23 protein-coding genes are annotated in these 22,056 nt (G+C 66.2%); 10 read left to right on the forward strand and 13 right to left on the reverse strand.

Going from position 1 to position 22,056, the window contains the following annotated elements; translation table 11 throughout:
• Nucleotide 1: 1 nt before the first annotated feature.
• The 7 genes from AUL28_RS05630 to AUL28_RS22000 form a co-directional block, all read right to left on the reverse strand.
• Nucleotides 2–1,027, reverse strand: a complete 1,026-nt coding sequence (locus tag AUL28_RS05630; RefSeq protein ID WP_058601870.1) for a peptidoglycan -binding protein — start codon at nucleotides 1,025–1,027, stop codon at nucleotides 2–4.
• A 4-nt stretch (nucleotides 1,028–1,031) separates the two neighbouring features.
• Nucleotides 1,032–2,069: a hypothetical protein gene (locus AUL28_RS05635; RefSeq protein ID WP_062230952.1), complete on the reverse strand. Its 1,038-nt coding sequence runs from the start codon at nucleotides 2,067–2,069 to the stop codon at nucleotides 1,032–1,034.
• Nucleotides 2,070–2,220: 151 nt separating this feature from the next.
• A complete protein-coding gene (locus AUL28_RS05640; RefSeq protein ID WP_058635081.1) occupies nucleotides 2,221–3,054 on the reverse strand; it encodes an inositol monophosphatase family protein in 834 nt (277 codons plus the stop codon).
• Between the two features lie 121 nt (nucleotides 3,055–3,175).
• The gene (gene efp / locus AUL28_RS05645) at nucleotides 3,176–3,739 is read right to left on the reverse strand and encodes an elongation factor P (protein ID WP_058601867.1); all 564 of its coding nucleotides are present in this window, start codon (nucleotides 3,737–3,739) and stop codon (nucleotides 3,176–3,178) included.
• Between the two features lie 95 nt (nucleotides 3,740–3,834).
• Complete coding sequence (locus tag AUL28_RS05650; protein WP_058635079.1) at nucleotides 3,835–4,998, reverse strand: tetratricopeptide repeat protein; 1,164 nt, start codon at nucleotides 4,996–4,998, stop codon at nucleotides 3,835–3,837.
• Between the two features lie 2 nt (nucleotides 4,999–5,000).
• Nucleotides 5,001–5,660, reverse strand: coding sequence for a thiamine phosphate synthase (locus AUL28_RS05655; protein ID WP_062230953.1), 660 nt, complete (start codon nucleotides 5,658–5,660; stop codon nucleotides 5,001–5,003).
• A gap of 171 nt (nucleotides 5,661–5,831) precedes the next feature.
• Complete coding sequence (locus AUL28_RS22000; RefSeq protein ID WP_082640277.1) at nucleotides 5,832–6,005, reverse strand: YdcH family protein; 174 nt, start codon at nucleotides 6,003–6,005, stop codon at nucleotides 5,832–5,834.
• A gap of 241 nt (nucleotides 6,006–6,246) precedes the next feature.
• Between AUL28_RS22000 and AUL28_RS05660 the strand changes: the two genes are divergently transcribed.
• From AUL28_RS05660 to AUL28_RS05680, 5 genes are all read left to right on the forward strand, one after another.
• Nucleotides 6,247–6,450 carry a YdcH family protein gene (locus tag AUL28_RS05660; protein ID WP_058601864.1) on the forward strand — a complete coding sequence of 68 codons (204 nt, stop codon included), beginning with the start codon at nucleotides 6,247–6,249 and terminating at the stop codon, nucleotides 6,448–6,450.
• Between the two features lie 29 nt (nucleotides 6,451–6,479).
• Nucleotides 6,480–6,974 carry a 5-(carboxyamino)imidazole ribonucleotide mutase gene (gene purE / locus AUL28_RS05665; RefSeq protein ID WP_062230990.1) on the forward strand — a complete coding sequence of 165 codons (495 nt, stop codon included), beginning with the start codon at nucleotides 6,480–6,482 and terminating at the stop codon, nucleotides 6,972–6,974.
• Nucleotides 6,971–8,059: a 5-(carboxyamino)imidazole ribonucleotide synthase gene (locus AUL28_RS05670; RefSeq protein WP_156419897.1), complete on the forward strand. Its 1,089-nt coding sequence runs from the start codon at nucleotides 6,971–6,973 to the stop codon at nucleotides 8,057–8,059. Before purE ends, AUL28_RS05670 begins: the two co-directional genes overlap by 4 nt.
• A 149-nt stretch (nucleotides 8,060–8,208) precedes the next feature.
• Nucleotides 8,209–8,334, forward strand: coding sequence for a type B 50S ribosomal protein L36 (gene ykgO / locus AUL28_RS05675; RefSeq protein WP_058601863.1), 126 nt, complete (start codon nucleotides 8,209–8,211; stop codon nucleotides 8,332–8,334).
• A 248-nt stretch (nucleotides 8,335–8,582) separates the two neighbouring features.
• A complete protein-coding gene (locus AUL28_RS05680) occupies nucleotides 8,583–9,191 on the forward strand; it encodes a hypothetical protein (protein ID WP_062230954.1) in 609 nt (202 codons plus the stop codon).
• A gap of 83 nt (nucleotides 9,192–9,274) precedes the next feature.
• Here the strand turns inward: AUL28_RS05680 and pyk are convergent, their stop codons facing one another.
• Nucleotides 9,275–10,711, reverse strand: a complete 1,437-nt coding sequence (pyk, locus tag AUL28_RS05685) for a pyruvate kinase (RefSeq protein WP_058601861.1) — start codon at nucleotides 10,709–10,711, stop codon at nucleotides 9,275–9,277.
• Nucleotides 10,708–11,178 carry a DUF1036 domain-containing protein gene (locus tag AUL28_RS05690; protein WP_058601860.1) on the reverse strand — a complete coding sequence of 157 codons (471 nt, stop codon included), beginning with the start codon at nucleotides 11,176–11,178 and terminating at the stop codon, nucleotides 10,708–10,710. The genes pyk and AUL28_RS05690 overlap by 4 nt, the downstream gene beginning before the upstream one ends.
• 199 nt (nucleotides 11,179–11,377) lie before the next feature.
• On the opposite strand from AUL28_RS05690, the gene AUL28_RS05695 reads away from it, so the two are divergent.
• Complete coding sequence (locus AUL28_RS05695; RefSeq protein ID WP_062230955.1) at nucleotides 11,378–11,695, forward strand: DUF1244 domain-containing protein; 318 nt, start codon at nucleotides 11,378–11,380, stop codon at nucleotides 11,693–11,695.
• Between the two features lie 124 nt (nucleotides 11,696–11,819).
• A complete protein-coding gene (locus AUL28_RS05700) occupies nucleotides 11,820–12,077 on the forward strand; it encodes a DUF2312 domain-containing protein (protein WP_058601858.1) in 258 nt (85 codons plus the stop codon).
• Between the two features lie 123 nt (nucleotides 12,078–12,200).
• Here AUL28_RS05700 and AUL28_RS05705 read toward each other — a convergent pair whose 3' ends face one another.
• From AUL28_RS05705 to AUL28_RS05720, 3 genes are all read right to left on the reverse strand, one after another.
• Nucleotides 12,201–12,629 carry a MucR family transcriptional regulator gene (locus tag AUL28_RS05705; protein ID WP_153003853.1) on the reverse strand — a complete coding sequence of 143 codons (429 nt, stop codon included), beginning with the start codon at nucleotides 12,627–12,629 and terminating at the stop codon, nucleotides 12,201–12,203.
• A 757-nt stretch (nucleotides 12,630–13,386) separates the two neighbouring features.
• Nucleotides 13,387–15,273, reverse strand: coding sequence for a DUF882 domain-containing protein (locus AUL28_RS05715; protein WP_062230956.1), 1,887 nt, complete (start codon nucleotides 15,271–15,273; stop codon nucleotides 13,387–13,389).
• A 175-nt stretch (nucleotides 15,274–15,448) separates the two neighbouring features.
• Complete coding sequence (locus AUL28_RS05720; protein ID WP_062230957.1) at nucleotides 15,449–16,882, reverse strand: sigma-54-dependent transcriptional regulator; 1,434 nt, start codon at nucleotides 16,880–16,882, stop codon at nucleotides 15,449–15,451.
• Between the two features lie 114 nt (nucleotides 16,883–16,996).
• Here AUL28_RS05720 and AUL28_RS05725 point away from each other — a divergent pair, with 114 nt between their 5' ends.
• Nucleotides 16,997–18,838: a M3 family oligoendopeptidase gene (locus tag AUL28_RS05725; protein WP_062217583.1), complete on the forward strand. Its 1,842-nt coding sequence runs from the start codon at nucleotides 16,997–16,999 to the stop codon at nucleotides 18,836–18,838.
• Nucleotides 18,839–18,842: 4 nt separating this feature from the next.
• Here the strand turns inward: AUL28_RS05725 and AUL28_RS05730 are convergent, their stop codons facing one another.
• Nucleotides 18,843–19,814, reverse strand: a complete 972-nt coding sequence (locus tag AUL28_RS05730; protein ID WP_062230958.1) for a small ribosomal subunit Rsm22 family protein — start codon at nucleotides 19,812–19,814, stop codon at nucleotides 18,843–18,845.
• 171 nt (nucleotides 19,815–19,985) lie between these two features.
• Here AUL28_RS05730 and AUL28_RS05735 point away from each other — a divergent pair, with 171 nt between their 5' ends.
• Nucleotides 19,986–21,431 carry a homospermidine synthase gene (locus AUL28_RS05735; protein ID WP_058601853.1) on the forward strand — a complete coding sequence of 482 codons (1,446 nt, stop codon included), beginning with the start codon at nucleotides 19,986–19,988 and terminating at the stop codon, nucleotides 21,429–21,431.
• Nucleotides 21,432–21,562: 131 nt separating this feature from the next.
• Nucleotides 21,563–22,021: a hypothetical protein gene (locus tag AUL28_RS05740; protein ID WP_062230959.1), complete on the forward strand. Its 459-nt coding sequence runs from the start codon at nucleotides 21,563–21,565 to the stop codon at nucleotides 22,019–22,021.
• The last annotated feature ends 35 nt before the right edge of the window (nucleotides 22,022–22,056 follow it).

The raw sequence follows: 22,056 nt of genomic DNA on the forward strand, positions 1-22,056 counted from the left end.
CTCAGCGCTCGGTCAGCTTCAACTCGATGCGGCGGTTGCGGGCGCGGGAGGCGGCGTCGTCGCCGGGCGTCAGCGGCTGGAATTCGCCGAAGCCCGTGGCCGCGAGGCGCTGCGCGGGAACGCCGGCCGCCACGAGAAAGCGCACCACGGCCGCCGCGCGTGCGGTGGACAATTGCCAATTGTCGGCAAAGCGCCCACTGCTCACCGGCACATTGTCGGTGTGCCCGTCCACGCGGATGATCCAGTTGATATCGGAGGGAATCTCGCGGTTGAGCTGAATGATGGCGTCGGCGAGCTTGCGCATCTCGTCCTGCCCTTGCGGCTGAAGCACGTCCGAGCCGGAGGGGAAGAGCACTTCCGACTGGAAGACGAACCGGTCGCCGACGATGCGGATATTGTCGCGATCGGCCAGAATCTCGCGCAGCCGGCCGAAGAAGTCCGAGCGATAGCGCGCCAGTTCTTGCACACGCTGCGCCAGCGCCACGTTCAGCCGGCGGCCGAGATCGGCGATCTGGGTCTGCGATTCGCGGTCGCGCTGCTCGGAGGCCCCGAGCGTGTCCTCCAGCGCCGCGATCTGCTGGCGCAGGGCCGAAAGCTGCTGGTTCAGGAGATCAATCTGCGCGCGCGCCTGCGCGGATACGCGCTGCTCGCTTTCCACCCGCGCCTGGAGATCGCCGACCGTCGCGCCGGGCGCGGGCGCGCTCGTGCGGCCGGCATCCAGCGCGGCCTGAAGCCGGCTGCGCTCGCCTTCCGCGCCGGCGAGAGAGGCCTGGAGCGCCGCGATCTGATCCTGAAACTCGCCCGAGTTGGAACGCTCCAGCGCCAGAAGCTGGGTCAGCTCGGCGATCTGCGCGTTGAGGCGGCCGAGCACGGTGTCACGGCCCGAAAGATCGCGGCTCAAGAGAAACTGCGCGATCACGAAGACCGACAAAAGGAACATGATGGCCAGAAGCAGCGTCGACAGCGCGTCGACGAAGCCCGGCCAGTAATCGATATCCCGGCGCTGGCGGCGGCGCGAAAGGGCCATCGACTCAGTTCCGCTCGATCTCGGAGAGGGAATTGTTCAGCCGCTCCAGCGCCCGGCGCATCTCGCGCTGCTCGCCCGCCTGCGCTTCCACGAAATCTCGCAGAAGCTGCTGCTCGCCGCGCATATGCTGCACGAGGCCTTGAATGCTCTCAGCCAGACTCGCCATGGCGGCGCTGGTGCGCGGGGCATTGCTCTGCTCCAGCACGAGCCGGTTGATCCGGTCGGCCAGAACGCGGAACTCTTCCGCCCCGTTCGGCACATTGGGAATCAGCGGCAGAAGCGAGGGCGTCTCGGCCTCGTAGGACAGGAGGTCTTCCAGCTCGGTGTAGAAGCGATTCTGCGCACGGCCGACCTGAAGATCGAGAAAGCCCAGCACCATCGAGCCGCTGAGGCCAAAGAGCGAGGAGGAGAAGGCCGTGCCCATGCCTGACAAGGGAGCGGACAGGCCGTTCTTGACGGAATCCAAGACCGTCGCGGCATCGCCGGCTGTGGGATCGAGCGACTGGATGGTCGCCGAGATCGAGCCGATCGTGGTGAGAAGGCCCCAGAACGTGCCGAGAAGGCCCAAGAAGACGAGGAGGCCGATCAGATAGCGGGAGGTGTCGCGCGCCTCGTCCAGCCGCGTGGCGACCGATTCCAGAAGCGAGCGGCCAGCGGCCAGCGGCAGGCGCGGCCGGCCGCGCCGGCCCTGCATCATCGCTTCCATAGGCGACAGGAGAACGGGATGGCGCGTGCGCCCGCCGCGCGCCGTCGCATCGCCCTCACGCAAGCCGTTGACCCAGCGCACCTCGCGCGAGAGCTTGAGGATCTGCCCGAGCGACAGAAGAATGCCGATGGCCAGAACACCGAGGATCAAGCCGTTGAGGCCGGGATTGGTGAAAAAGGCCTGTTGGACCTGCCGGCCGAGAATCAGCGCGACGAACCCCGCCAGCGCCAGAAACACCAGCATCACGCCGAGATACACGAGTGGGCTGCTCAGCGGCTCCGCCGGGGCGGAAGCCGCGGGAGGCGGCGCTTCGGGCGTGGGAGAAAAGACCTGCATGACGCCTCATCCGCATCGCCGACAGCTGGACGCCGCGCGGCCGGGCCGGAACGGTGGAATGTTCTTCTAACCCGCCGCGCCGGCCAGCGCCAGCCAATGTCGCGTGTTGTCAAGCACTTGGTGAATCGGAGCTTGCCAACGCGCGGTCGGCTCAGCCCTTGGCGGCTACCGGCTCGCCGCCGCCGCGATGGGCCGTGTTGGCCTTCTTGAGTTCGGCGAGAAGCTGGCGGTGGATCAGCTCGTTGCCGCAGCAGATATCGCCCTGCATGACGTCGAACTTCGCCCCGTCCGTATCGGTGACGAAGCCGCCGGCCTCGCGCACCAGAAGCGAACCGGCCGCGATGTCCCAAGGCTTCAGTTCATGCTCCCAGAAGCCGTCGAAGCGCCCGGCCGCGACATAGCCGAGATCGAGCGAAGCCGCGCCCATGCGCCGGATGCCGGCCGTCTCCGCCATGATCTGGCGCGATTCGAACAGGAAGCGCGCATGATCGCCATGGCCGAGGAAGGGCATGCCCGTCGCGATCACGCATTCGGGCAGCTTGGCACGGGCGGCGACGCGCAGGCGGCGATCGTTCAGGAAGGCGCCGCCGCCCTTCTCCGCCGTGTAAAGCTCGTCCAGCGCGGGATTGAAAATGACGCCCGCCACGATCTGCCCGTCGCGCTCCAGCGCAATCGAGATGGCGAACATCGGAATGCCATGAAGAAAGTTGGTCGTGCCGTCCAGGGGATCGACGATCCAGCGGTGCTGCGGGTCGCGCCCTTCCACGGTGCCGCGCTCTTCCATGAGGAAACCCCATTCGGGGCGGGCGCGCGAGAGTTCCTGGAAGACGATCTCTTCGGCCTTGCGGTCGGCATTGGACACGAAGTCCGCCGGGCCCTTCATGGACACCTGAAGGTTCTGGACTTCGCCGAAATCGCGGGTCAGCGAGCGGCCAGCCTTCATGGCGGCCTGCGTCATGACGTTCATCAATGCCGAACGGGCCATGGCTTGGGACAACTTTCTTCAATCGTGACAAAGAACACGCGGCGCGCACCAAGGGGCACGCTGCGGAGATGCGAAACCGGCCGGGCCTTTCAAGGCGGCCCGCCCGGTTGAACGGGTTCGGTCAGTCCGCGCGGCGGACGTAGGTGATCTCGTTGGTGTCGACCACGATGCGCTCGCCCGCTTCCACGAAGGGCGGCACCATCACGCGCAGCCCATTCTCCGTGATGGCCGGTTTGTAGGAGGACGCGGCCGTCTGCCCGCGCACCACGGGATCGGCTTCCGCCACCGCGAGCACGACCTGATCGGGCAGCGAAATGCCGATCGGGCGCCCTTCATGGCTCTGCACCGTCACCTTCATGCCGTCCTGCAGAAAGGCGGCGCGGTCGCCCACGAAATCCTTCTGAAGTTCGAGCTGCTCGTAGCTCTCATTGTCCATGAAGACGAGGTTCTCACCCTCGGCATAGAGGAACTGATAGTCGTTGAGATCGAGATGGATGCGCTCGACCGACTCGGAGGCGCGGAAGCGCTCGTTCAGCTTGGTGCCGTCGATCAGGTTCTTCAGCTCGACCTGGTTGAACGCGCCGCCCTTGCCCGGCTTCACATGGGCCGTCTTCACGGCGGCCCAGAGGCCACCGGCATGTTCGATGACATAGCCGGGACGGATTTCGCTTCCGTTGATCTTCATGAAACGGGACAGCTTTCGGAAATTGTCAGGGGATGCAAGCGGGCTTGGAACCACAAAAGCCCGATTTGTTCAAGTCCGCACAAGCTTCAAAGCCGTCATCCCGCGCGAAAACGGTTCGCAGCCTCCAGCGCGGACTTCTGCTCGGCCTCGGGCAGGCCCCGGAACCAGATGTCGAGGCCAGAGTCGGAATTCGACGCGCGGCGGGCGAGCACCACCCACTTGGCGGCCTGGACACGGTCGCGCGGCGTACCGACCCCGTCCTTGTAGAGATGGGCGATACGGTTGACCGCGATCGGATTGCCGCGCTCGGCCGCGCCTTTCAGCCAAAGAAAGCCCTCAGCCGGGTCGGACGGGCCGCCGCGCCCGTTGATGAGCCAGATGCCCAGTTCGATCTGCGCGAGGTCGTGGCCCGAGCGGGCCGCTTCCTGCAACCAGTGGCGCGCCTGCGCGTCGTCCTTCTTCTCGACGCCCTTGCCGTAGGCATAGAGCTGCGACAGCGCATATTCGGCGTCCGGCACGCCCTTGTCGGCGGCCATGCGGAAATAGGCGATCGCATCGCCGAAGCCGCCCGTCGGCGCGGACTGAATGAGCATCTGCCCGTAATTGAAGGCCGCCAGCGGATTGCCCGAGTCGGCCGCCGCCTTCATCAGGTCGCGCGCGGTCGCGTCGTCCCGCTCGGCCGCCTTGCCCTCAAGCAGGATCAGTGCATAGCGGAACTGCGCTTCTGCGACGCCCGCCTTGGCGGCGATGGCGTACCAGCGCGCCGATTCCTTTTCGTCGCGCGGCACGCCGAGGCCGCGCGCGTAGATTTCGCCCAGCAGCGTCTGCGCCGCCGGATCGCCGAGATTGGCGAGCGGCTCGGCCAGGCGCATGGCCGAAAGATAATAGCCGCGCTGGAACGCACCATAGGCCTCGGCCGTGGGCGACGCGGGCTCCATGTCGCCGGGCACGGCGGGCGCATCCGACAGGGACACGCCGGCGAGCGCCTTGCCCTCCCCCGGCGCGGGGCCGAGCGGCGTCGGCAGAAAACGTGGTGGGGCGAGCGCTGCGGCGGCGGGCGGCACGTCGAGCGGGCCTTGCAGCGCCTCGGCCTCTCCCGGCAGTTCGAAGGGCGTCGGCGCGGCCTGGAGGGGCAGAAGCGTGCTGGGCGGAACGGCCACGCCCGGAACGCCCCCACCGGCGCTCTCCTGCGCCAGGGCAGGGCTTGCCAGCAGGGCGAAAGCCGAAAGGAGGCACAGGGCAGAGGGCCGCGCGCGCATGATCAGGCGGCCTCCACCACCGCCGCCTCGTCGAACAGGCGGTTGGCCTCCGTGACGCGGGCGGCGACGCCCTCGGCCTCGCCGAAAATGGCGCGCGACAGGAGAATGAACTCGGCGCCCGTGGCGATGGCCTGGGGAAGCGTTGCCAGATCGCCGCCGCCCTGCACGATGCAGGGGATCTCGACGATCGAGGACCACCAGCCGCCCAGCTCGACGTTGCGGCGATGCGGCTCGGCGTCGCCATCGGCGCCGAGCTTGCCGAACAGAACGTAGTCGGGCATCCGCTCGCCCGCTTCCAGCGCGTCATGTCGCGTGTTGAAGCCCGAGGCGCCGACGATGAGGCGCGGCGAAAAGCGGGCCATGGCCTCGCCCAAAGCTTCGATCGAGCCACCCGATGTGTGGAACCCGTCGGCCTTCACGCGGCCGGCGCAGCGCGTGTCCTCGGCGACGATGGCGGCGGCACCCGCCTCCTGCACGATCGGAACTGCGGCTTCGCAGAAATCCTGAAACGCCGCGTCGCCACGGCCTGCCGGGTCGAGAAACACGGAGGCGACATCTCCGGCGGACAAGGCCTCGCGCAGGCGCTCCAGCCCCTCGAGGCCATCGGGCAAAAGGGTCGTGGCGAGAACCAGTCGGGGGCGGATCGGCGCGTCGTCGGTCATGTCGAACTCATGGTGGCCCGAGCGGTGTGGCCCGGTTTCGAGTTCTGTAAATACGCATTGCGGCAACACTACAAGAGATTTGCCCGCCCTGCGGCCCTTGCCAGGGCGCTTTCAAGAGAAAGGGCGCAGCCATGGCCGCGCCCTTCCACCTAGCCAAACAGGGGGGTCACGTCAGTGAGCGGAGGCGCGCAGGCGCTCCATCTCATCCTTCAGAAGCAGCTTGCGCCGCTTGAGGTCCTGCAACTCGTTGTCACTGATAGCGGGCTTGGTCTTAGCGGCCGCCAGTTCCTGCTCAAGCGCCGAATGGCGCTGCTGCAAAGTCGCAAGATGGGCATCCAAAGGCATTCCTGAGGCTCCTTCTGACTGCTTTCCTCCCACCGGCACCCGAAGGGAACCGCTGTGGACGATAGGAAAGTGTCACATAAGCTTTGCACTGTCGAATGAGGATCAAGTGCCGGGTTTCGATTTTTGAGCGAGACTGGTACGAGATTTCGTGAATAGGATATGCCCGGCCTGAACCGGGCGCTGTCCGCGTGCCCGGCTCCGGCCGGGCGAGCGGCCGTGGGAAGCGTTCGAGGGGACCGGAGTGGCGGATCAGGAACAGGCCGAACTCAGACTGCAATTGGCGCGGCTCCGGCAGGAGCATATGGATTTCGACTTGGCCATCAACGCGATGGAAGCCACGGGCTGCGACCGGCTCGCCGTGCAGCGCATGAAGAAGAAGAAGCTCGTCATCAAGGACCGGCTTCAGGACATCGAAGATCAGGTCATCCCGGATCTGACCGCGTGACGTCAGCCCCTTCCCCCGTCGCCATCATCATGGGCAGCCAGTCCGACTGGGCGACCATGAAACATGCCGCCGACACGCTGGACGCGCTCGGCATCGCCTATGACGCGCGCATCGTGTCCGCCCATCGCACGCCCGACCGGCTCGTGGCGTTTGCCAAGGGCGCGAAGGCGGCCGGCTTTCAGGTCGTGATCGCGGGCGCAGGCGGCGCGGCGCATCTGCCGGGCATGACCGCCTCCATGACCCCGCTCCCCGTGTTCGGCGTGCCGGTGGAAAGCCGCGCCTTATCGGGCGAGGACAGTCTCCTGTCGATCGTCCAGATGCCCGCCGGCATTCCCGTCGGCACGCTCGCCATCGGCCGGGCCGGCGCGGTGAACGCCGCGCTTCTGGCCGCCAGCGTCCTGGCGCTGCATGATTCAGGTCTCGCCGAGCGGCTCGACCAGTGGCGCCAGCGCCAGACCGACGCCGTGGCAGAGCGTCCGAGCGACGAGCCCGCGACGGAGCCGAAAGCGGGAGCCAGCCATTGAAGACGTCCTTCCCGCTTCCGCCCGGCGCCACGATCGGCATGATCGGCGGCGGCCAGCTCGGCCGCATGATGGTGTCGGCCGCAGCCCGCCTCGGCTATCGCACGATCGTGCTCGATCCCGATGCCGCCTGCCCGGCCGCACAGTTGGCGAACGAGACGATAACAGCCGCCTATGACGACCGGGAGGCGCTGGAGCGTCTGGCCGCCAGCGTCTCGGTCGTCACCTACGAGTTCGAGAATGTGCCCGTCGCGCCCGTGCGCGCGCTCAGCCATATCGTGCCCGTCTTTCCGCCGCCGGAAGCGCTGGAAGTCGCGCAAGACCGCGTGGTCGAAAAGGCCTTCCTGAACGGCACGGGCATTCGCACCGCGCCCTGGCGGGCGGTGGACGACGCGCCTGAACTCGACCACGCCTTTCTGGATCTCGGCGGCGACTGCATCCTGAAGACCCGCCGCCTCGGCTATGACGGCAAGGGTCAGGCGGTGCTGCGCGAGAACGGCACGCATGGCGAGGCGTTCGACAGTCTGGGCGGCGTTCCCTCGATTCTCGAAAAGAAGATCGCCTTCGAGCGCGAAATTTCCGTGATCGCCGCGCGCGGCCAGGACGGCAGCTTCGCCGCATACGATCCGGCCGAGAACGTTCATGGCCTCGGCATCCTCAAAAGCTCCACCGTGCCCGCGAGCGTGCGCCCGGAACAGGCGGAGGCCGCCAGCGCGATCGCCCGCGCAATTCTCGACAAGTTGAACTATGTCGGCGTCATCGGCGTCGAGTTCTTCGTCGGCCGGGACGGCGAGCTTCTGGTCAACGAGATCGCGCCGCGCGTTCACAATTCCGGCCACTGGACGGAAGCGGCCTGCACGGTCTCGCAGTTCGAGCAGCATATCCGCGCCGTGGCCGGCCTGCCGCTCGGCGACCCCAAGCGCCACAGCGACTGCGTGATGGAGAATCTCATCGGCCAGGACGTGGAGCGCGCCTTGCAGCTGCTGCGCGAAGCTGACGTGATGCTGACGCTCTATGGCAAGGCGGAAGCCCGTCCGGGGCGCAAAATGGGCCATTTCACGCGGGTTTCTCCTCGATCCGCGCCCTGACATGAAGGGTCCGCGACGGTCACATGGTTGACAGAAACCGCCGCGGACGCTATCGAACCACCCAGGCAGACGCGCCCCTTGGGCGCGTTTTTCATTGTGCGGCAGAGCGGACCATCCGATCGTCGCCATCCACACCGACGGTCAAACCCATGAAGATCAAGAACTCGCTGAAGTCGCTCAAGGGCCGCCACCGCGCCAACCGCCTGGTTCGTCGCAAGGGCCGCATCTACATCATCAACAAGCAGGCTCCGCGCTTCAAGGCGCGTCAGGGCTGACGAAATCAAGGCCGGCTTTCAAGCCGGCCTTTTTCGTTTGGGCTGTTTCCGGCAAAGTGCGGCCGATCGCGCTCTTTGGGGAAGGCCGATCCCCACCTCCCCACCGGCCCGATGCTCGAGGGCCAAGCGCCTGACGACTCGTCCCGACGCGCTCCACATCCCCAGACGTCCGATCCGCGCGACGAGCGCAGGCCTTGATCCCGGACAGGGACGATTGACGACGCGCAGGCGAAGACTAAGCTCTTCCCATGCGCGCCTTTGCTTATCCTCTCGCCCTTCTCGCCCTCGCCACCCTGCCCGCCTGGGCGCAAGGGGAGGCGACGCCGCCCACCCCGCCTGCGCCCAAGCCGGCGGCGGAAGCGCTTCCCAGCGACCATGCGGGCCGGCTGGATGCGCTGTTCGCGCGGCTGAAACGCGAACAGGACTCCGCGCGCGCCGAGACGCTGGCGAACCAGATCCAGGCCGAATGGCAGGCCAGCGGCAGCGCGACGACCGATCTTCTGATGCAGCGCGCCGCCAGCGCCGTCGCCGCCAAGAACATGGCGGCCGCGCTCGATCTTCTGGATCAGGCCATCGTGCTCCAGCCGACCTTCCCCGAAGCCTGGAACCGCCGCGCGACCGTCCATTACGCGCAGGATCGCTACGGGCTGGCGACGGCGGATGTGGAGGAAACACTCAGGCGCGAGCCGCGGCATTTCGCGTCACTCATGGGGCTCGCCGCCATGCAGGAGGAAATGGGCCGGGATCGCCAAGCCCTGCAAACCTATCTGCGGGTTCTCGACATCTACCCTGCCCTCAAGGACGCGCAGGACGCCGCGCTCAAGCTCTCCGACGCTCTCGCCGGCGAACGCGCCTGACACGCATCCCGTGCCCGCCGGCACCACCCACAAAAAAGGCCGCGACAAACGCGGCCTTTCTTGATTTTGAGGGATAGGGCCGGTCAGGCCGCGTGCGCGCCGTCGGAACCGACATAGGCGATGCGGATCATATTGGTCGCGCCCGGTGTGCCGAGCGGCACGCCCGCGGTCACGATGATGCGCTCGCCCGGCTGGGCGAAGCCGTGCTCGACGGCGAGGCGGCAGGCCTTGTCGACCATGTCTTCCATGTCCTTCGCATCTTCGGAAATGATGCAATGGAGACCCCAGCCGAGGCTGAGGCGGCGTACGGTGCTCTCGATCGGCGACAGCGGCAGAATCGGAATCTGCGGGCGCTCGCGCGACATGCGCAGGCCCGAAGCGCCCGAACCCGTATAGGTGACGATCGCCGCCACTTTGAGCGTTTCGGCGATCTGGCGCGCGGCGAGCGACACGGCGTCCGCGCCCGTCGGCTCGGCGGTCGGGCGCTGGGCGAAGATGATGCCGGAATAAAGCGGGTCCTTCTCCACCTCGACCGCGATGCGATCCATGGTGGCGACGGCCTCGACCGGATACTGGCCGGCCGCCGATTCGGCTGACAGCATGACCGCGTCCGCACCTTCGAACACGGCGATCGACACGTCGGACACTTCGGCGCGCGTCGGCACCGGCGCGGTGATCATCGATTCCAGCATCTGGGTCGCGACCACGACGGGCTTGCCGGCGCGGCGCGCGGCGCGTGTGATGCGCTTCTGAATGCCCGGCACCTGCTCCAGCGGCATCTCGACGCCGAGATCGCCGCGCGCCACCATGATGGCGTCCGACATCTCGATGATCTCGTCCAGCCGCTCGACGGCCTGCGGCTTCTCGATCTTGGAAAGGAGGCCGACGCGGCCGCGCGAAAGCTTGCGCGCTTCGGCCAGGTCTTCGGGCCGCTGAATGAAGCTCAGCGCCAGCCAGTCGACATTCTCGGCCAGAACCGCGTCGAGATCGCGCCGGTCCTTGTCGGTCAGCGCGCCGGAGGTCAGCAGCGTGTCGGGCAGGCTGACGCCCTTCTTGTCGGAAATGCGCGTGCCGGCGACGACCATGCAGCGGATCGAGCGCCCGTCGCATTCCAGCGCCACGAGATGGAGGCGGCCATCATCGATCAGGAGGCGATGGCCGGGGCGCACCGATTCGAGAATATCGGGATGGGGCAGATAGACGCGCGTCGCGTCGCCCGGCTCCGGGTTGTCGTCCAGCGTGATGATGTCGCCGGGGGCGAGATCGACCTTGCCGTCCTTGAACTTGCCGACGCGCAGCTTTGGCCCCTGCAAGTCGGCCAGGATGCCGATCGGGCGGCCGACACTTGCCTCGACATTGCGAATGCGGCGCACCAGCTCGCGCATCGCGTCATGTTCGGTATGGCTCATATTAATGCGGAACACGTCCGCGCCCGCATCGAACAGCTTGCGGATCATGGCCTCGTCGGACGAGGCCGGCCCGAGGGTGGCGAGAATCTTGACTCGACGGTTGCGTTTCATGGCTTGGGAGTCTCCCCACGAGGCGATTCGGTGAGCTGAACCATCCAGCTTCCTTGTCCGCCGGTGTCATACTCCCGGAACCCCATCTTCTGGAACCCGCGAGCGAAGCAATCCTTCACACCGACGATACGGAATTCGTTTTCGGCGATGCACATATCAACCTTGCCGGCCCAGCGGCCCAACCCCTCGGCGTCTTCGGCATAGAGATAGTAGTAGCGCGAGTGCAGCTCGCCCTCCACGACGGAGCGACAGGTGGTTGCCGGAATGCGCCACCAGCCCTCGCTGACCCAGCCCTCGGGCGTGCGCTGGCCGACGGCGACGCCGACCAGGGTCTGGGTTCCGTTGCAAACGCGAAAATCGGCATGGGCGGGGCGAGACAGCGCCGGTGCGCCAAGAGTGGAGGCGCCGAGGGCCAGACAAAAGGCCACGGCCGGAGCACGCGGCCCCCTGATCGAACGGAACGGCATGGGCGATCCTTGAGGGGAAGGGTTCGAACGGTTCCGTTCTGGCATAAGCGAACAAGCCGGCAAAGCAAGGGCCGCCCGCGCAGGACCGGTCTCGCGCAAGCTTCGCCGGCCTTGCGACGCGGGAGCGGGCGCGCAATATCCAGTGCTATCCTTCCCGCGCGAGGCCCGGTCGCCTCGCCGCCCGTTTCCAAGGTGTCCCATGAGCCTCAGCCGCGAACAGGAAATCGAGATCGAAGCCGCCGTCTTCCGGCGCCTGCGCGATCATTTGCGCGCGCGCAGCGACGTGCAGAATATCGACCTGATGAATCTGGCGGGTTTCTGCCGCAACTGCCTGTCCAACTGGTATCGCGAGGCAGCCGAGGCCAGCGGCGAGACGATGAGCAAGGAAGCGTCGCGCGAGATCGTCTACGGTATGCCCTATGACGAATGGCGCGCCCTGCACCAGAAGGAAGCGGGCGACGACAAGCTCGCCGCCTTCGAGCAGAACCGCCCGAAAGACGAGAGTGAACCGCGTTGAGATGAAGCGCAAAACCCTGTCGCGGCCTCGCGGTAACGCTTGAGTAACCATTCCGCGTCATCGAAGAGTTGATAAACGCGTCCGGACTGACCGGCGCCTTGGCCCTGCTTGAGAAGAGGCTCCCATGTCGAACGCCACCGACGAGGTCGCACAGGACCAGCTCCGCTCCTTCGTGGAGCGGATCGAACGCCTGGAAGAAGAAAAGAAGACGATTTCGGACGACATCAAGGATGTCTACGCCGAAGCCAAGGGCAATGGCTTCGACACCAAGGTCTTGCGCAAAGTCATTTCGCTTCGCAAGCAGGACGCGCAGGAGCGGCAGGAGCAGGAGGCCATTCTGGACCTCTATCTTCAGGCGCTGGGCATGGCCGCCAGCCTTTGATCCGATGCGCCCCCCTCCCCGGCAGGCGGACGGCATAGAAAAAGGGGCGGCCTGTATCGGGCGCCCCTTTTTTCATACGGAGGTCGATGGCGTTCTAGGTCTCGCGCCGGAGGTTGGCGGGGCTCAGCCTCGCGCGCGGCGGCGCGTGTAACCCAAGCCCATCTGCTTGGCGAGGCGCGAGCGCGCGGCGGCGTAGTTCGGTGCCACCATCGGATAATCCGCCGGAAGATCCCACTTCTCGCGGTATTCTTCGGGGGACATATTGTAATGCGTCATCAGGTGACGCTTCAACGACTTGAATTTCTTGCCGTCTTCCAGACACACGATGTAATCGTCCGTCACCGAGCGCTTCACGGAAATCGCGGGCTTGGGCTTTTCCACCTGCACCGGCGGGGCTGCGGCGCCGGCCTGGCTCAGGGCATTGTGGACATCGTGGATCAGACCGGGCAGGTCGCCGACCGGCAAAGAATTCTTGCTGACATAGGCGGCGACCACTTCGGCCGTCAATTCCATCAGCATATCCGAGTTGTCGACCTCGTCGATCTCGCTCATCGTTCCAACCTGGCTTGAGACAAACAATCACGCCGGGCACGGCGTGCGTTTACTGCTGATCGTTCGCGGTGCCGAACTGAAAGACCCGATAAAGAATTACCCAGTTGTTCCAGTTTGACGAGCCCCGCATGGCAGAAAACATCTCGGTGCGGCACTCAACCTTCGAAACACTCCAGTCGTATTCTGGGAAAAACACCTCCTTGTCAACACGTCGCAGGAGCTGCTGCAAGAACTTCCCGAACGCTCTTGAGAAGACTAGCTTGCAACCCACGTGGTTGAACAGGACGAAACTCAGCCCAAGCGGGTAAGAGTGAACCTATCGGTGTAGGCTTGGCAGAATTTGCTCGTCTGCGAGGCGCATTCACCAAGCGACAGGGCTCGCCAAACGCTTTTTTCACCCAATCTTTAGGCCCGTTTGGCCTTCGAACGTTTGGCTTTATCAGCTTTCTATTTCCGATACGGAAGTTCAATCCCAGAAGTCTGCGATGGCAGCCATGTGTTGAGGATCAAAGCACAAATCGCTTTGACGCAGGCTGGTTCAATCGCGAGGCATTATGCCGCAACGCAGCATGAAGCGCATCCAAAATATTCGCCGATGACGTTGGGGCACCTTTACACTTTCAACGTGATCGAACCCTCGATCATCAGCCGGGCGATCGCGGACACGAACTAGTGGATCATCTTCACGAAAAAGGGCGCTCGAAGGCGCCCTTTCCTCAATCGAAGCGTGTGCGGCTTTGCCGATCCGCCGAATGTTTCAGTCCAGCTTGTGAACCGGCAGGAAATTCACCGCCGTTCCCTCGAAATGTTGCGCAGCGGCGGGCGACGAGCCCTTGCGGGAGAAGCCACGGGCGAACACCGCGCTCGGCATCTGCCCGATCAGATTATCGGCCACCGGACGCGCGAGCTTGCTTTCGATGGCGCGGCGCTCCGGGCTGGTGATCAGCGAAGCGATGGCGATTCGCTGTTCGATCGCATCCGGGCTGACCTTGCGCGCCGCCTTGCTGGCCGCCGGCGCGTCGCCGACCACTCGGCCGCCCTTGGCGAGTTTTGCCGGAGCCTTGGTAGCAGCGGTCTTGGACACCCCCTTGGCCGGCACGGGCGCAGCAGCGACGGCGGAGCGGGCCGGCGTCGGCTCGTTGCCGAGCGAGGCGACCTGCACGGCTGCTCCCGGCTTCGCGTCCGGCGTTTCGGACGGCCGCGTCATTGCGGCGGCAATGGCCGATTGCGGGCGGGCGGAGGGCGTTGCGACATGTGGCGCGGCACCGGCCACCGCAACAGCGGGCGTTGGGGTGGTCGCGGCGGCCTGTGCGGCGGCGGCGGGCGGCACCTCGGGCATGGCGGCGGCGATGATGGCCTCGGGCGTCAGGCCCTCCTCCTCGGCCAACTCGGGCTTCTGGGTCGGCAGCGCGGCCTGATCGCCGCGCAGAACGGCCTCGAACGGTGGGCGCTCGCGGGGCATGGGCACGGCATAGGCCAGTTGGGCCGGCGCTGCGGGTGGCGGCTCCGCCTCTTCGAGCGCGGCGACGAGAGTCTGATCCAGCGCCTGGACGGACGGGCGATCGGGCGCGCTGGAGGGCAGCGGGACGCGGGACGGCGCGAGGGCTGCGACTTCCGTTTCTTCCTCCTCCTCACGGCGCGGCGGCGGCGCGGCGGGAATGGCGGCGGGCGGCGCGGATCGGCGGGGAGCGGAACTGTCGAACACGTCACGCTCGGCCATGGGCACGCCAGCGGGCAAGGCCGGTGGCGGCGCGGGGCGCGTGGGCAGGGTGCTCGCGACCTGAACCTCCGGCTCGGGCTTGGGCGCGGCGCGAGCGGGTGCCGGAGCGCGGCTCGGCTTGCCGACCGGGGCGGCGGACGCCTCGGCCTCGTCCTCGGCCTCCTCGTTGCCGCCGCCAAACAGCATGGCGAGAAGCGAGCGGCCACCGCTGGAGCGCGACGAGGCGATCTGGATGTCGTTGGAGCCCTTGCGCTTGTTATAGGAGGCCAGCGCGGTCTCGTAGCCCGGCAGAGGCTTGCCGTCGGCCGGCAGATGGATCGTATTGCCCTTGGGGAACACGGCCGCGAGTTCGCTGCGGCTCATGCGCGGCCAATAGCGGCCCTTGCCCGTGTCGTAATGGACGAAGGGCGATCCCGAGCGCGGATAATAACCGACGCCGCCGATCTGCATCCGCAGGCCGATGTCGCGCAGCTTCTTCAGGGGAACGTCGGGCAGATACCAGTCCACGGCCTTGCCGGCCATGTGGAGACTGTTGCCGGCGACGCCCGACGAGCGCGAGCGCAGCATCGCATTGGTGCCGGACGAGCGGTAGCCGCCGATAATGTGGATGTAGCTGCGCGAACCCGACTGACGATAGGCTTCCCAGAGCACGTCGAGAAGGTTCGGGTCCATGTTCGTGGGCTTGTTCTCGCGCCAGTCGCGCAAGGCCCAGTTGGCCTTCTTGAGGCCCTCGGGAAGGAACTTGCCGTCCTTCTTGTAGGTGATTTCCGTCTTCTCGTTGAGATGGACGTGGTAGAGCTTGAGGGTTCGGGTTTCGGCGCGAGCCGCGGCGGCCCCCACGGAACTCATCACCACGAAGCCTGCCAGGAAGACCGCAGCGCGCCTCAAGGCCGCGCGCGATACGCATTCGGTCCATCCGAACATGCGGAACCATTCCCCCGGTGTGTCGTGTCGACGCCCGTGCCAACGGCTCGTGCGACCAGTCCCCCAACAGAGGGATCCAATCACAGGAGAGTGCGGCACGAAAATGACACAGCTCCAATTTCTTTGGCACTACACGCGAAAATGGTTAACGACCAGTGAAAATTCGGACTAAGGATTAAAGCTTGGGCGCCTCTGCGGCCGAATCAGGCGCGAAAAGCCCGTATTCCTTGAGCTTGCGATAAAGGGTCGTACGACCGATCCCCAGAAGCTTGGCCGCCTTGGTCGGCTGCCCGCCGCATTCTTGCAGCGCACGCAGGATATGCTCACGCTCGACTTGCGCGAGGGTGGGGAACGCGGCCGAGGCTGGCGGCACCCCCATCGCTGCGGCGGCAGGCTCGCGTCTCGGCTCAATCACTTGCGTCCTCGGCACCGGCTGCCACGCGTCGGCAAGCTGGAAATCCTCCGCGCGCAGGCCCTCACCATCGGCCATGACGCAGGCGCGCCGGATCGCGTTTTCCAGTTCACGAATATTGCCGGGCCAACGATGCGCTTGCAGGCGCGCCAGCGCACCCGGCAGGAGCGCGCGGCCCGGCACGTTTCGCGCGGCGAAGGCGCGGGCGAGGCTCGGAATGTCCTCGCGGCGCTCGCGCAGCGGCGGCAGCTCGATCGGCACGACATGAAGCCGATAGTACAGGTCTTCGCGAAACCGTCCGGTCTCGACATCGGCCCGAAGATCGCGATGCGTGGCGGCGATGATGCGGATGTCCACGCGCACGGGCCGCGCCGCGCCGATCGGATCGATCTCGCCCTCCTGAAGCGCGCGCAGCAGCTTGACCTGCGCCTCGGGGGCCAGTTCGCCCACCTCGTCCAGAAACAGCGTGCCGCCATCGGCTTCGCCGAACTTGCCGAGGCTGCGGCGCTCGGCTCCCGTGAAGGCCCCACGCTCGAAGCCGAACAGGATGCTCTCGGTGAGATCGCGCGGCAGCGCCCCGCAATTGATGGGAACGAAAGGCCGGGCGGCTCGCGCGCCGGAGGCCACGATGCGCCGTGCCAGCCATTCCTTGCCGGTACCCGTTTCGCCGAGCAGCAGCACCGGCACCATGGAACGGGCCACGCGCGTGGCCGCATTCAGAACCGGGCGCATGGCGGGGCTGGGGTCGTCTTCGTCCTGGCTGGCCGACAGGCCCGGACGTATCCCTTTGCTGTCCTCGTCGTCCCCCTGCCGGATGGCGGCCTCCAGGGCGGCGCGAACACGAGTGAGCGAGACGGGTTTGACGAGGAAGTCCGTCGCGCCGGCGCGCATGGCCTCCACGGCGCGGTCGAGCCGCCCCTCCCCCGTCTGCACGATGACGGGAACGGAATGGCCCCTTGCGCGCAGCTCGCGCAGTAGCTCCAGCCCGCTTCCATCGGGAAGGCCGAGGTCGAGCAAGAGCGCCGCGAAGCGCTCCGGGGCCGCCGCCAGCATGGTGCGCGCGGCGGCGAGCGTCCCCGCGATCTCGGCCCGCCCGCCGGCCCGCGCCACATGCGCCTCGCTCAGGCGGCATTGCACGCCGTCGTCATCCACGATCAGGACGTGGAAGGGCGGCTCGGCCATGGGTTCGCTTGTCATGGGTTCGCTTTTCGCGCTCATCGCCCCTATTTGACACGGCAGGGATGAAGAGTTTTCTGCCACACGAGCGGGGCGGCGCGTCGGGCCGCTCCTTTCCCGATTTGCGAGGTGTCCATGATCCGTTCGTCCGTTTCCCCCACATCCTCCGCACGGGCCGGAGAGGAGGATCTGGGCGCCCTGCCCCGCTGGAATCTGGCCGATCTCTACGCCTCGATCGACAGCCCGCAGATCGCGACCGATATCGAGCGCTCGCGCTCGCGCGCCAAGGCCTTCAACGAGCGCTGGCGCGGCCGCTTGGCCGAAGAGGCGCAGAAGCCCGGCGGCGGCGAGTTGGCGGCCGCCATCGTGGAGTTCGAAGAGATCGAGGAAATTCTCGGTCGCCTCGTCTCCTATGCCGGGCTCGTTTATTCCGGCGACACGTCCGACCCCGCGAACGCCAAGTTCTACGGCGACATCCAGGGCGAGGTGACCGATATTTCCTCCGCGCTTCTGTTCTTCGGGCTGGAGCTGAACCGCGTGGACGACGCGGCGATGGACCACGCCATGGATGCCAATCCGGCGCTCGGTCGCTACCGGCCCTGGATCGTGGATCTCAGGCAGGACAAGCCCTACCAGCTGGAAGACCGCGTGGAGGAACTCTTCCACGAGAAATCCGTCACCGGCCATGGCGCGTGGAACCGCCTGTTCGACGAGACCATGACCTCGCTGCGCTTCGAGGTGGACGGGGAGACGCTGGCGCTCGAAGAAACGCTGAACCTCCTGCAGGATGCCGACCGCGATATCAGACGCAAGGGCGCGGAAGCGCTGGCAAAGGTCTTCGGCGAGAACGTGCGCACCTTCGCGCTGATCACCAACACGCTCGCCAAGGACAAGGAAATCTCCGACCGCTGGCGCGGCTTCGAGGATGTCGCCGATTCCCGCCACCTCGCCAACCGCGTCGAGCGCGACGTGGTCGATGCGCTGGCAAAGGCCGTGTCCGACAGCTACGGCTCGATCTCGCATCGCTATTACAGCCTGAAGGCCAAGTGGCTGGGGCTGGATGCCTTGGAATTCTACGACCGCAACGCGCCGCTGCCGGGCGCCTCGCGCCGCACCATCCCCTGGACGGAAGCGCGGGAAACCGTGCTCTCGGCCTATCGCGGCTTCGACCCGGAAATGGCCGAGATCGCCGGCCGCTTCTTCGAGCATCGCTGGATCGACGCGGGCGTGCGGCCGGGCAAGGCACCGGGCGCCTTCTCGCACCCGACGGTGCCCTCCGCGCATCCCTACGTCCTGATGAACTATCTCGGCAAGCCGCGCGACGTGATGACCCTCGCGCACGAGCTGGGCCACGGCGTGCATCAGGTTCTGGCCGGGCCGCAAGGCGCGCTCATGGCCTCGACGCCGCTGACGCTCGCCGAGACGGCCTCGGTCTTCGGCGAGATGCTGACCTTCCGCTCGCTTCTGGAGAAGGCCAGTGACAAGGCCGAGCGGCGCACGCTGCTCGCCTCCAAGGTGGAGGACATGATCAACACGGTGATCCGCCAGATCGCCTTCTATCTGTTCGAGCGCGAAATCCACACCGAGCGGCGCAAGGGCGAGCTGACGGCCGAGCGGATCGGCCAGATCTGGGTCGAGGTGCAGGCGCGCTCGCTCGGGCCCGCCGTGCGGCTGGGGCCGGGCTATGAAAGTTTCTGGACCTATGTCCCGCACTTCATCCACTCGCCCTTCTATGTCTATGCCTATGCCTTCGGCGACTGCCTCGTGAACTCGCTTTATTCGGTCTACGAGCAGGCCGATCAGGGTTTTCAGGAGAAATATTTCGCCATGCTGCGCGCGGGCGGCACGAAGCATCATTCCGAATTGTTGAAGCCGTTCGGCCTCGACGCCTCGGACCCGGCTTTCTGGCAGCGCGGCCTGTCGATGATCTCCGGCTTTATCGACGAGCTGGAGGCGATGGACCGAGCCACGAACTGAGCGCTCAGGCGAGGTCGATGGCCTCGCCCCAATCGGCCCGGCGGGCGCGGCGGAAGGCTTCGCCGTCCCGCTTGGTCAGGAGGCGGCGGCGCATCTGTCCGTCGCCTTCGCAGAGCTTCAGATGCACCTTGCCGCTGCCGGCTTCCGGCGGCGCCAGGATGCGAGCCGCGCGCATGGCGGGGGCGAGCCGCGTCGCCGCGACATAGCTGAACTTCTCGTCCTCCCAAGGCACTTCGGCCGATTTGGTGCGCAAGTGGACGCGCGAGCGCGCCACGCGGCGCGCGAAATGGCACCAGTCCGGTGCCTCCAAAGGGCAGGCCGCTTCATGCGGACAGGGCGCGGCGAGCGCGGCGCCACTTTCGATCAAGGCGCGGCGCGCGTCCAGAATGCGCCCGTAGCCGGCCGGCGTGCCGGGCTCCACGATCAGAAGCAGGCCTTGCGTGCGCGCCCAGAGCGCTTCCACGAGGGGGCGCAGGCGCGCGGGCGGCAACTCGTCCAGAACATAGGAGAGCGTCACGAGATCGGCGGAGGGCGCGGCGTCCATGTCCCGCTCGACCTGCCCTTCGCGCCAGTCCGGCCGAAAGGCGAAGGCCCCTTTGCTTAGCCGTTCGCCCATCGCGCGGATCGGCTTGCTGGCTTCCAGAAGCGTCGCGCCCTCCAGCGTGTCGAAGCGCTCGGTGGCGGCCCAAAGCGCGGTTCCCGGCCCTGCGCCCACATCGAGAAGCGTGCGCGGCGAGAACTCGGGCAGCGCTTCGGCGGCTTCGCCCAGCGCGCTCGAGAGCGCCGCGAAGGTCGCGGGCATGCGCGCCGCGACATAGGCCTTGGCGAAGAGATCATCGGACAGATGCAGCCGCCCGTCGCGGGTCTCGGCGCGGTAGCGACCAGACAGGATATCGGAGGCCTTGCGCAGCGCCTCACCCGGCACGCCGTCCAGCTCGGCGTCGATCGCGGCGCGCAAGGGGCGCGGCAGTTCCATCCAGATGTCCTTTCGGGAGACGGTGGAGGGGCGGTAAAGGAGGCCGCTGCGCAGAAAACGAAGCCCTCGCCGGCCTGCATCGCTGCCAGCCGGCCGTCAGCCCCTTTTATTTGACAGCAATCTGCTCTAGCCCGGCGACTAGAAATCAGTCCAGATCGAAAGGACCGTCGAATGACGAACGAGAACCACCCGATCCATGCCGAGATTACTGGCCCGATCGTAATGATCGGCTTCGGCTCCATCGGGCGTGGCACGCTTCCGCTCATCGAACGTCACTTCAACTACGACAAGTCGCGCTTCACGGTCATCGACCCGCGCGACACGCATCGGCACCTGCTCGACGAGCGCGGCATCCGCTTCCGCCAGGAAGCCGTCACCAAGTCGAACTACCGCGACCTGCTCACCCCCCTCCTGACGGAAGGCGGCGGCCAGGGCTTCTGCGTCAATCTTTCGGTCGATACCGGCTCGGTCGATCTCATGCGCCTGTGCCGCGAACTCGGCGTTCTCTATATCGACACGGTGATCGAGCCCTGGCTCGGCTTCTATTTCGACGACAAGCTCTCCAATTCCGACCGCACGAACTACGCGCTGCGCGAGACCCTGCGCAAGGAGAAGCGCAAGAACCCCGGCGGCACCACGGCCGTCTCCACCTGCGGCGCGAATCCCGGCATGGTGTCCTGGTTCGTGAAGCAGGCGCTGGTGGACATCGCGCGCGACACCAATCTCGACTTCTCCGAGCCCGGTCCGAACGACCGCGAGGGCTGGGCCAAGCTGATGAAGAAGGTCGGCGTCAAGGGCATCCATATCGCCGAGCGCGACACGCAGGTCGCCGCCAAGCCCAAACCCCGCAACGTGTTCTGGAACACGTGGTCGGTCGAGGGCTTCCTGTCGGAAGGGATGCAGCCGGCCGAACTCGGCTGGGGCACGCATGAGAAGTGGCGTCCCAAGAACGCCAAGGACCACGAGAAGGGCTGCAAGGCCGCGATCTATCTGGACCAGCCGGGCGCCAACACGCGCGTTCGCACCTGGTGCCCGACGCCCGGCGCGCAGTACGGCTTCCTGGTGACGCATAACGAGTCCATCTCGATCGCCGACTACTACACGCATCGCAACAAGGAGGACGAAGTCACCTTCCGTCCGACCTGCCACTATGCGTACCATCCGGCCAACGACGCCGTGCTCTCGCTGCACGAACTGTTCGGCGCGGCCGGCAAGATCCAGCCCGAGCACCACGTTCTGGACGAGAACGAGCTGGTGGAAGGCATCGACGAACTGGGCGTCCTGCTCTACGGCCACGAGAAGAATGCCTACTGGTACGGCTCGCAGCTTTCGCTGGAAGAGACGCGCCGCATCGCTCCCTACCAGAATGCGACGGGCCTTCAGGTGACCTCGGCCGTGCTCGCGGGCATGGTCTGGGCGCTGGAGAATCCGGAAGCCGGCATCGTGGAAGCCGACGAGATGGACTATCGCCGCTGCCTCGAAGTACAGCGCCCGTATCTCGGCCCGGTGAAGGGTTACTACACCGACTGGACGCCGCTGACCGATCGCCCCGGCCTCTTCCCGGAGGACCTGGACGAGAAGGATCCCTGGCAGTTCCGCAACATTCTCGTTCGCTGATCCCGGCAAACGAAAAAAACAGTGAAAAAGCCGCGGAAATCCCGCGGCTTTTTCGTTGGTTGCTGGTCAAACGTTTCGCGTGCGCTAACCTAGAGCCTGTTAACTGCTTGATAGCGCTTGGGAGTTGGTAAGTGGGCGAGACTTCGGACGATGCCCAGCGCAAGCGTATGGTCGTCAAGGACATCATGGACGCCGTCATGTCCGGCGCCGCAGGGTCCGTTGCCCAACATTTTGCGCCCGGCGCCATCTTCTCCAACAAAAACAATGCCGGCGTGATCGACGCTCCCTGGTTCGACCGGATGGAGGGCGAATACAAGCTGACCGGGGAAGATGAGGCCAAGTCCTTCCTGAACGAACTCCTGCGCCGCGCCAGCTACATTTCCTACAAGCCACGCGGCACGGTGGTGGAGCAGGACGAAGCGGCCAGCCGCTGCGACTGGACGCGGCAGGACGACAGCGGCTCGCTGGTGATGGGAACGACCATGTATTGGTTCGGCTTCACCAGCGACGGGCGAATCCGCTCCATCGAAACCATCGCCTCCATTCATTCGGTCATTTCGGCGCGGCGCAACGACGCGCCGGTCACTTGACGTTGGGTGAACAAATCCTTCCTTCTCTTCCTTAG

This window comes from Aureimonas sp. N4 (assembly GCF_001463925.1).
GTDB lineage: Bacteria > Pseudomonadota > Alphaproteobacteria > Rhizobiales > Rhizobiaceae > Aureimonas > Aureimonas ureilytica_A.

Bases quoted from the DNA above. Each gene is read 5' to 3' on its own strand.
- AUL28_RS05630 (WP_058601870.1), bottom strand. From the start codon at position 1,027: ATGGCCCTTTCGCGCCGCCGCCAGCGCCGGGATATCGATTACTGGCCG.
- AUL28_RS05635 (WP_062230952.1), bottom strand. From the start codon at position 2,069: ATGCAGGTCTTTTCTCCCACGCCCGAAGCGCCGCCTCCCGCGGCTTCC.
- AUL28_RS05640 (WP_058635081.1), bottom strand. From the start codon at position 3,054: ATGGCCCGTTCGGCATTGATGAACGTCATGACGCAGGCCGCCATGAAG.
- efp (WP_058601867.1), bottom strand. From the start codon at position 3,739: ATGAAGATCAACGGAAGCGAAATCCGTCCCGGCTATGTCATCGAACAT.
- AUL28_RS05650 (WP_058635079.1), bottom strand. From the start codon at position 4,998: ATGCGCGCGCGGCCCTCTGCCCTGTGCCTCCTTTCGGCTTTCGCCCTG.
- AUL28_RS05655 (WP_062230953.1), bottom strand. From the start codon at position 5,660: ATGACCGACGACGCGCCGATCCGCCCCCGACTGGTTCTCGCCACGACC.
- AUL28_RS22000 (WP_082640277.1), bottom strand. From the start codon at position 6,005: ATGCCTTTGGATGCCCATCTTGCGACTTTGCAGCAGCGCCATTCGGCG.
- purE (WP_062230990.1), top strand. From the start codon at position 6,480: ATGGGCAGCCAGTCCGACTGGGCGACCATGAAACATGCCGCCGACACG.
- ykgO (WP_058601863.1), top strand. From the start codon at position 8,209: ATGAAGATCAAGAACTCGCTGAAGTCGCTCAAGGGCCGCCACCGCGCC.
- AUL28_RS05680 (WP_062230954.1), top strand. From the start codon at position 8,583: ATGCGCGCCTTTGCTTATCCTCTCGCCCTTCTCGCCCTCGCCACCCTG.
- pyk (WP_058601861.1), bottom strand. From the start codon at position 10,711: ATGAAACGCAACCGTCGAGTCAAGATTCTCGCCACCCTCGGGCCGGCC.
- AUL28_RS05690 (WP_058601860.1), bottom strand. From the start codon at position 11,178: ATGCCGTTCCGTTCGATCAGGGGGCCGCGTGCTCCGGCCGTGGCCTTT.
- AUL28_RS05695 (WP_062230955.1), top strand. From the start codon at position 11,378: ATGAGCCTCAGCCGCGAACAGGAAATCGAGATCGAAGCCGCCGTCTTC.
- AUL28_RS05700 (WP_058601858.1), top strand. From the start codon at position 11,820: ATGTCGAACGCCACCGACGAGGTCGCACAGGACCAGCTCCGCTCCTTC.
- AUL28_RS05705 (WP_153003853.1), bottom strand. From the start codon at position 12,629: ATGAGCGAGATCGACGAGGTCGACAACTCGGATATGCTGATGGAATTG.
- AUL28_RS05715 (WP_062230956.1), bottom strand. From the start codon at position 15,273: ATGTTCGGATGGACCGAATGCGTATCGCGCGCGGCCTTGAGGCGCGCT.
- AUL28_RS05720 (WP_062230957.1), bottom strand. From the start codon at position 16,882: ATGACAAGCGAACCCATGGCCGAGCCGCCCTTCCACGTCCTGATCGTG.
- AUL28_RS05725 (WP_062217583.1), top strand. From the start codon at position 16,997: ATGATCCGTTCGTCCGTTTCCCCCACATCCTCCGCACGGGCCGGAGAG.
- AUL28_RS05730 (WP_062230958.1), bottom strand. From the start codon at position 19,814: ATGGAACTGCCGCGCCCCTTGCGCGCCGCGATCGACGCCGAGCTGGAC.
- AUL28_RS05735 (WP_058601853.1), top strand. From the start codon at position 19,986: ATGACGAACGAGAACCACCCGATCCATGCCGAGATTACTGGCCCGATC.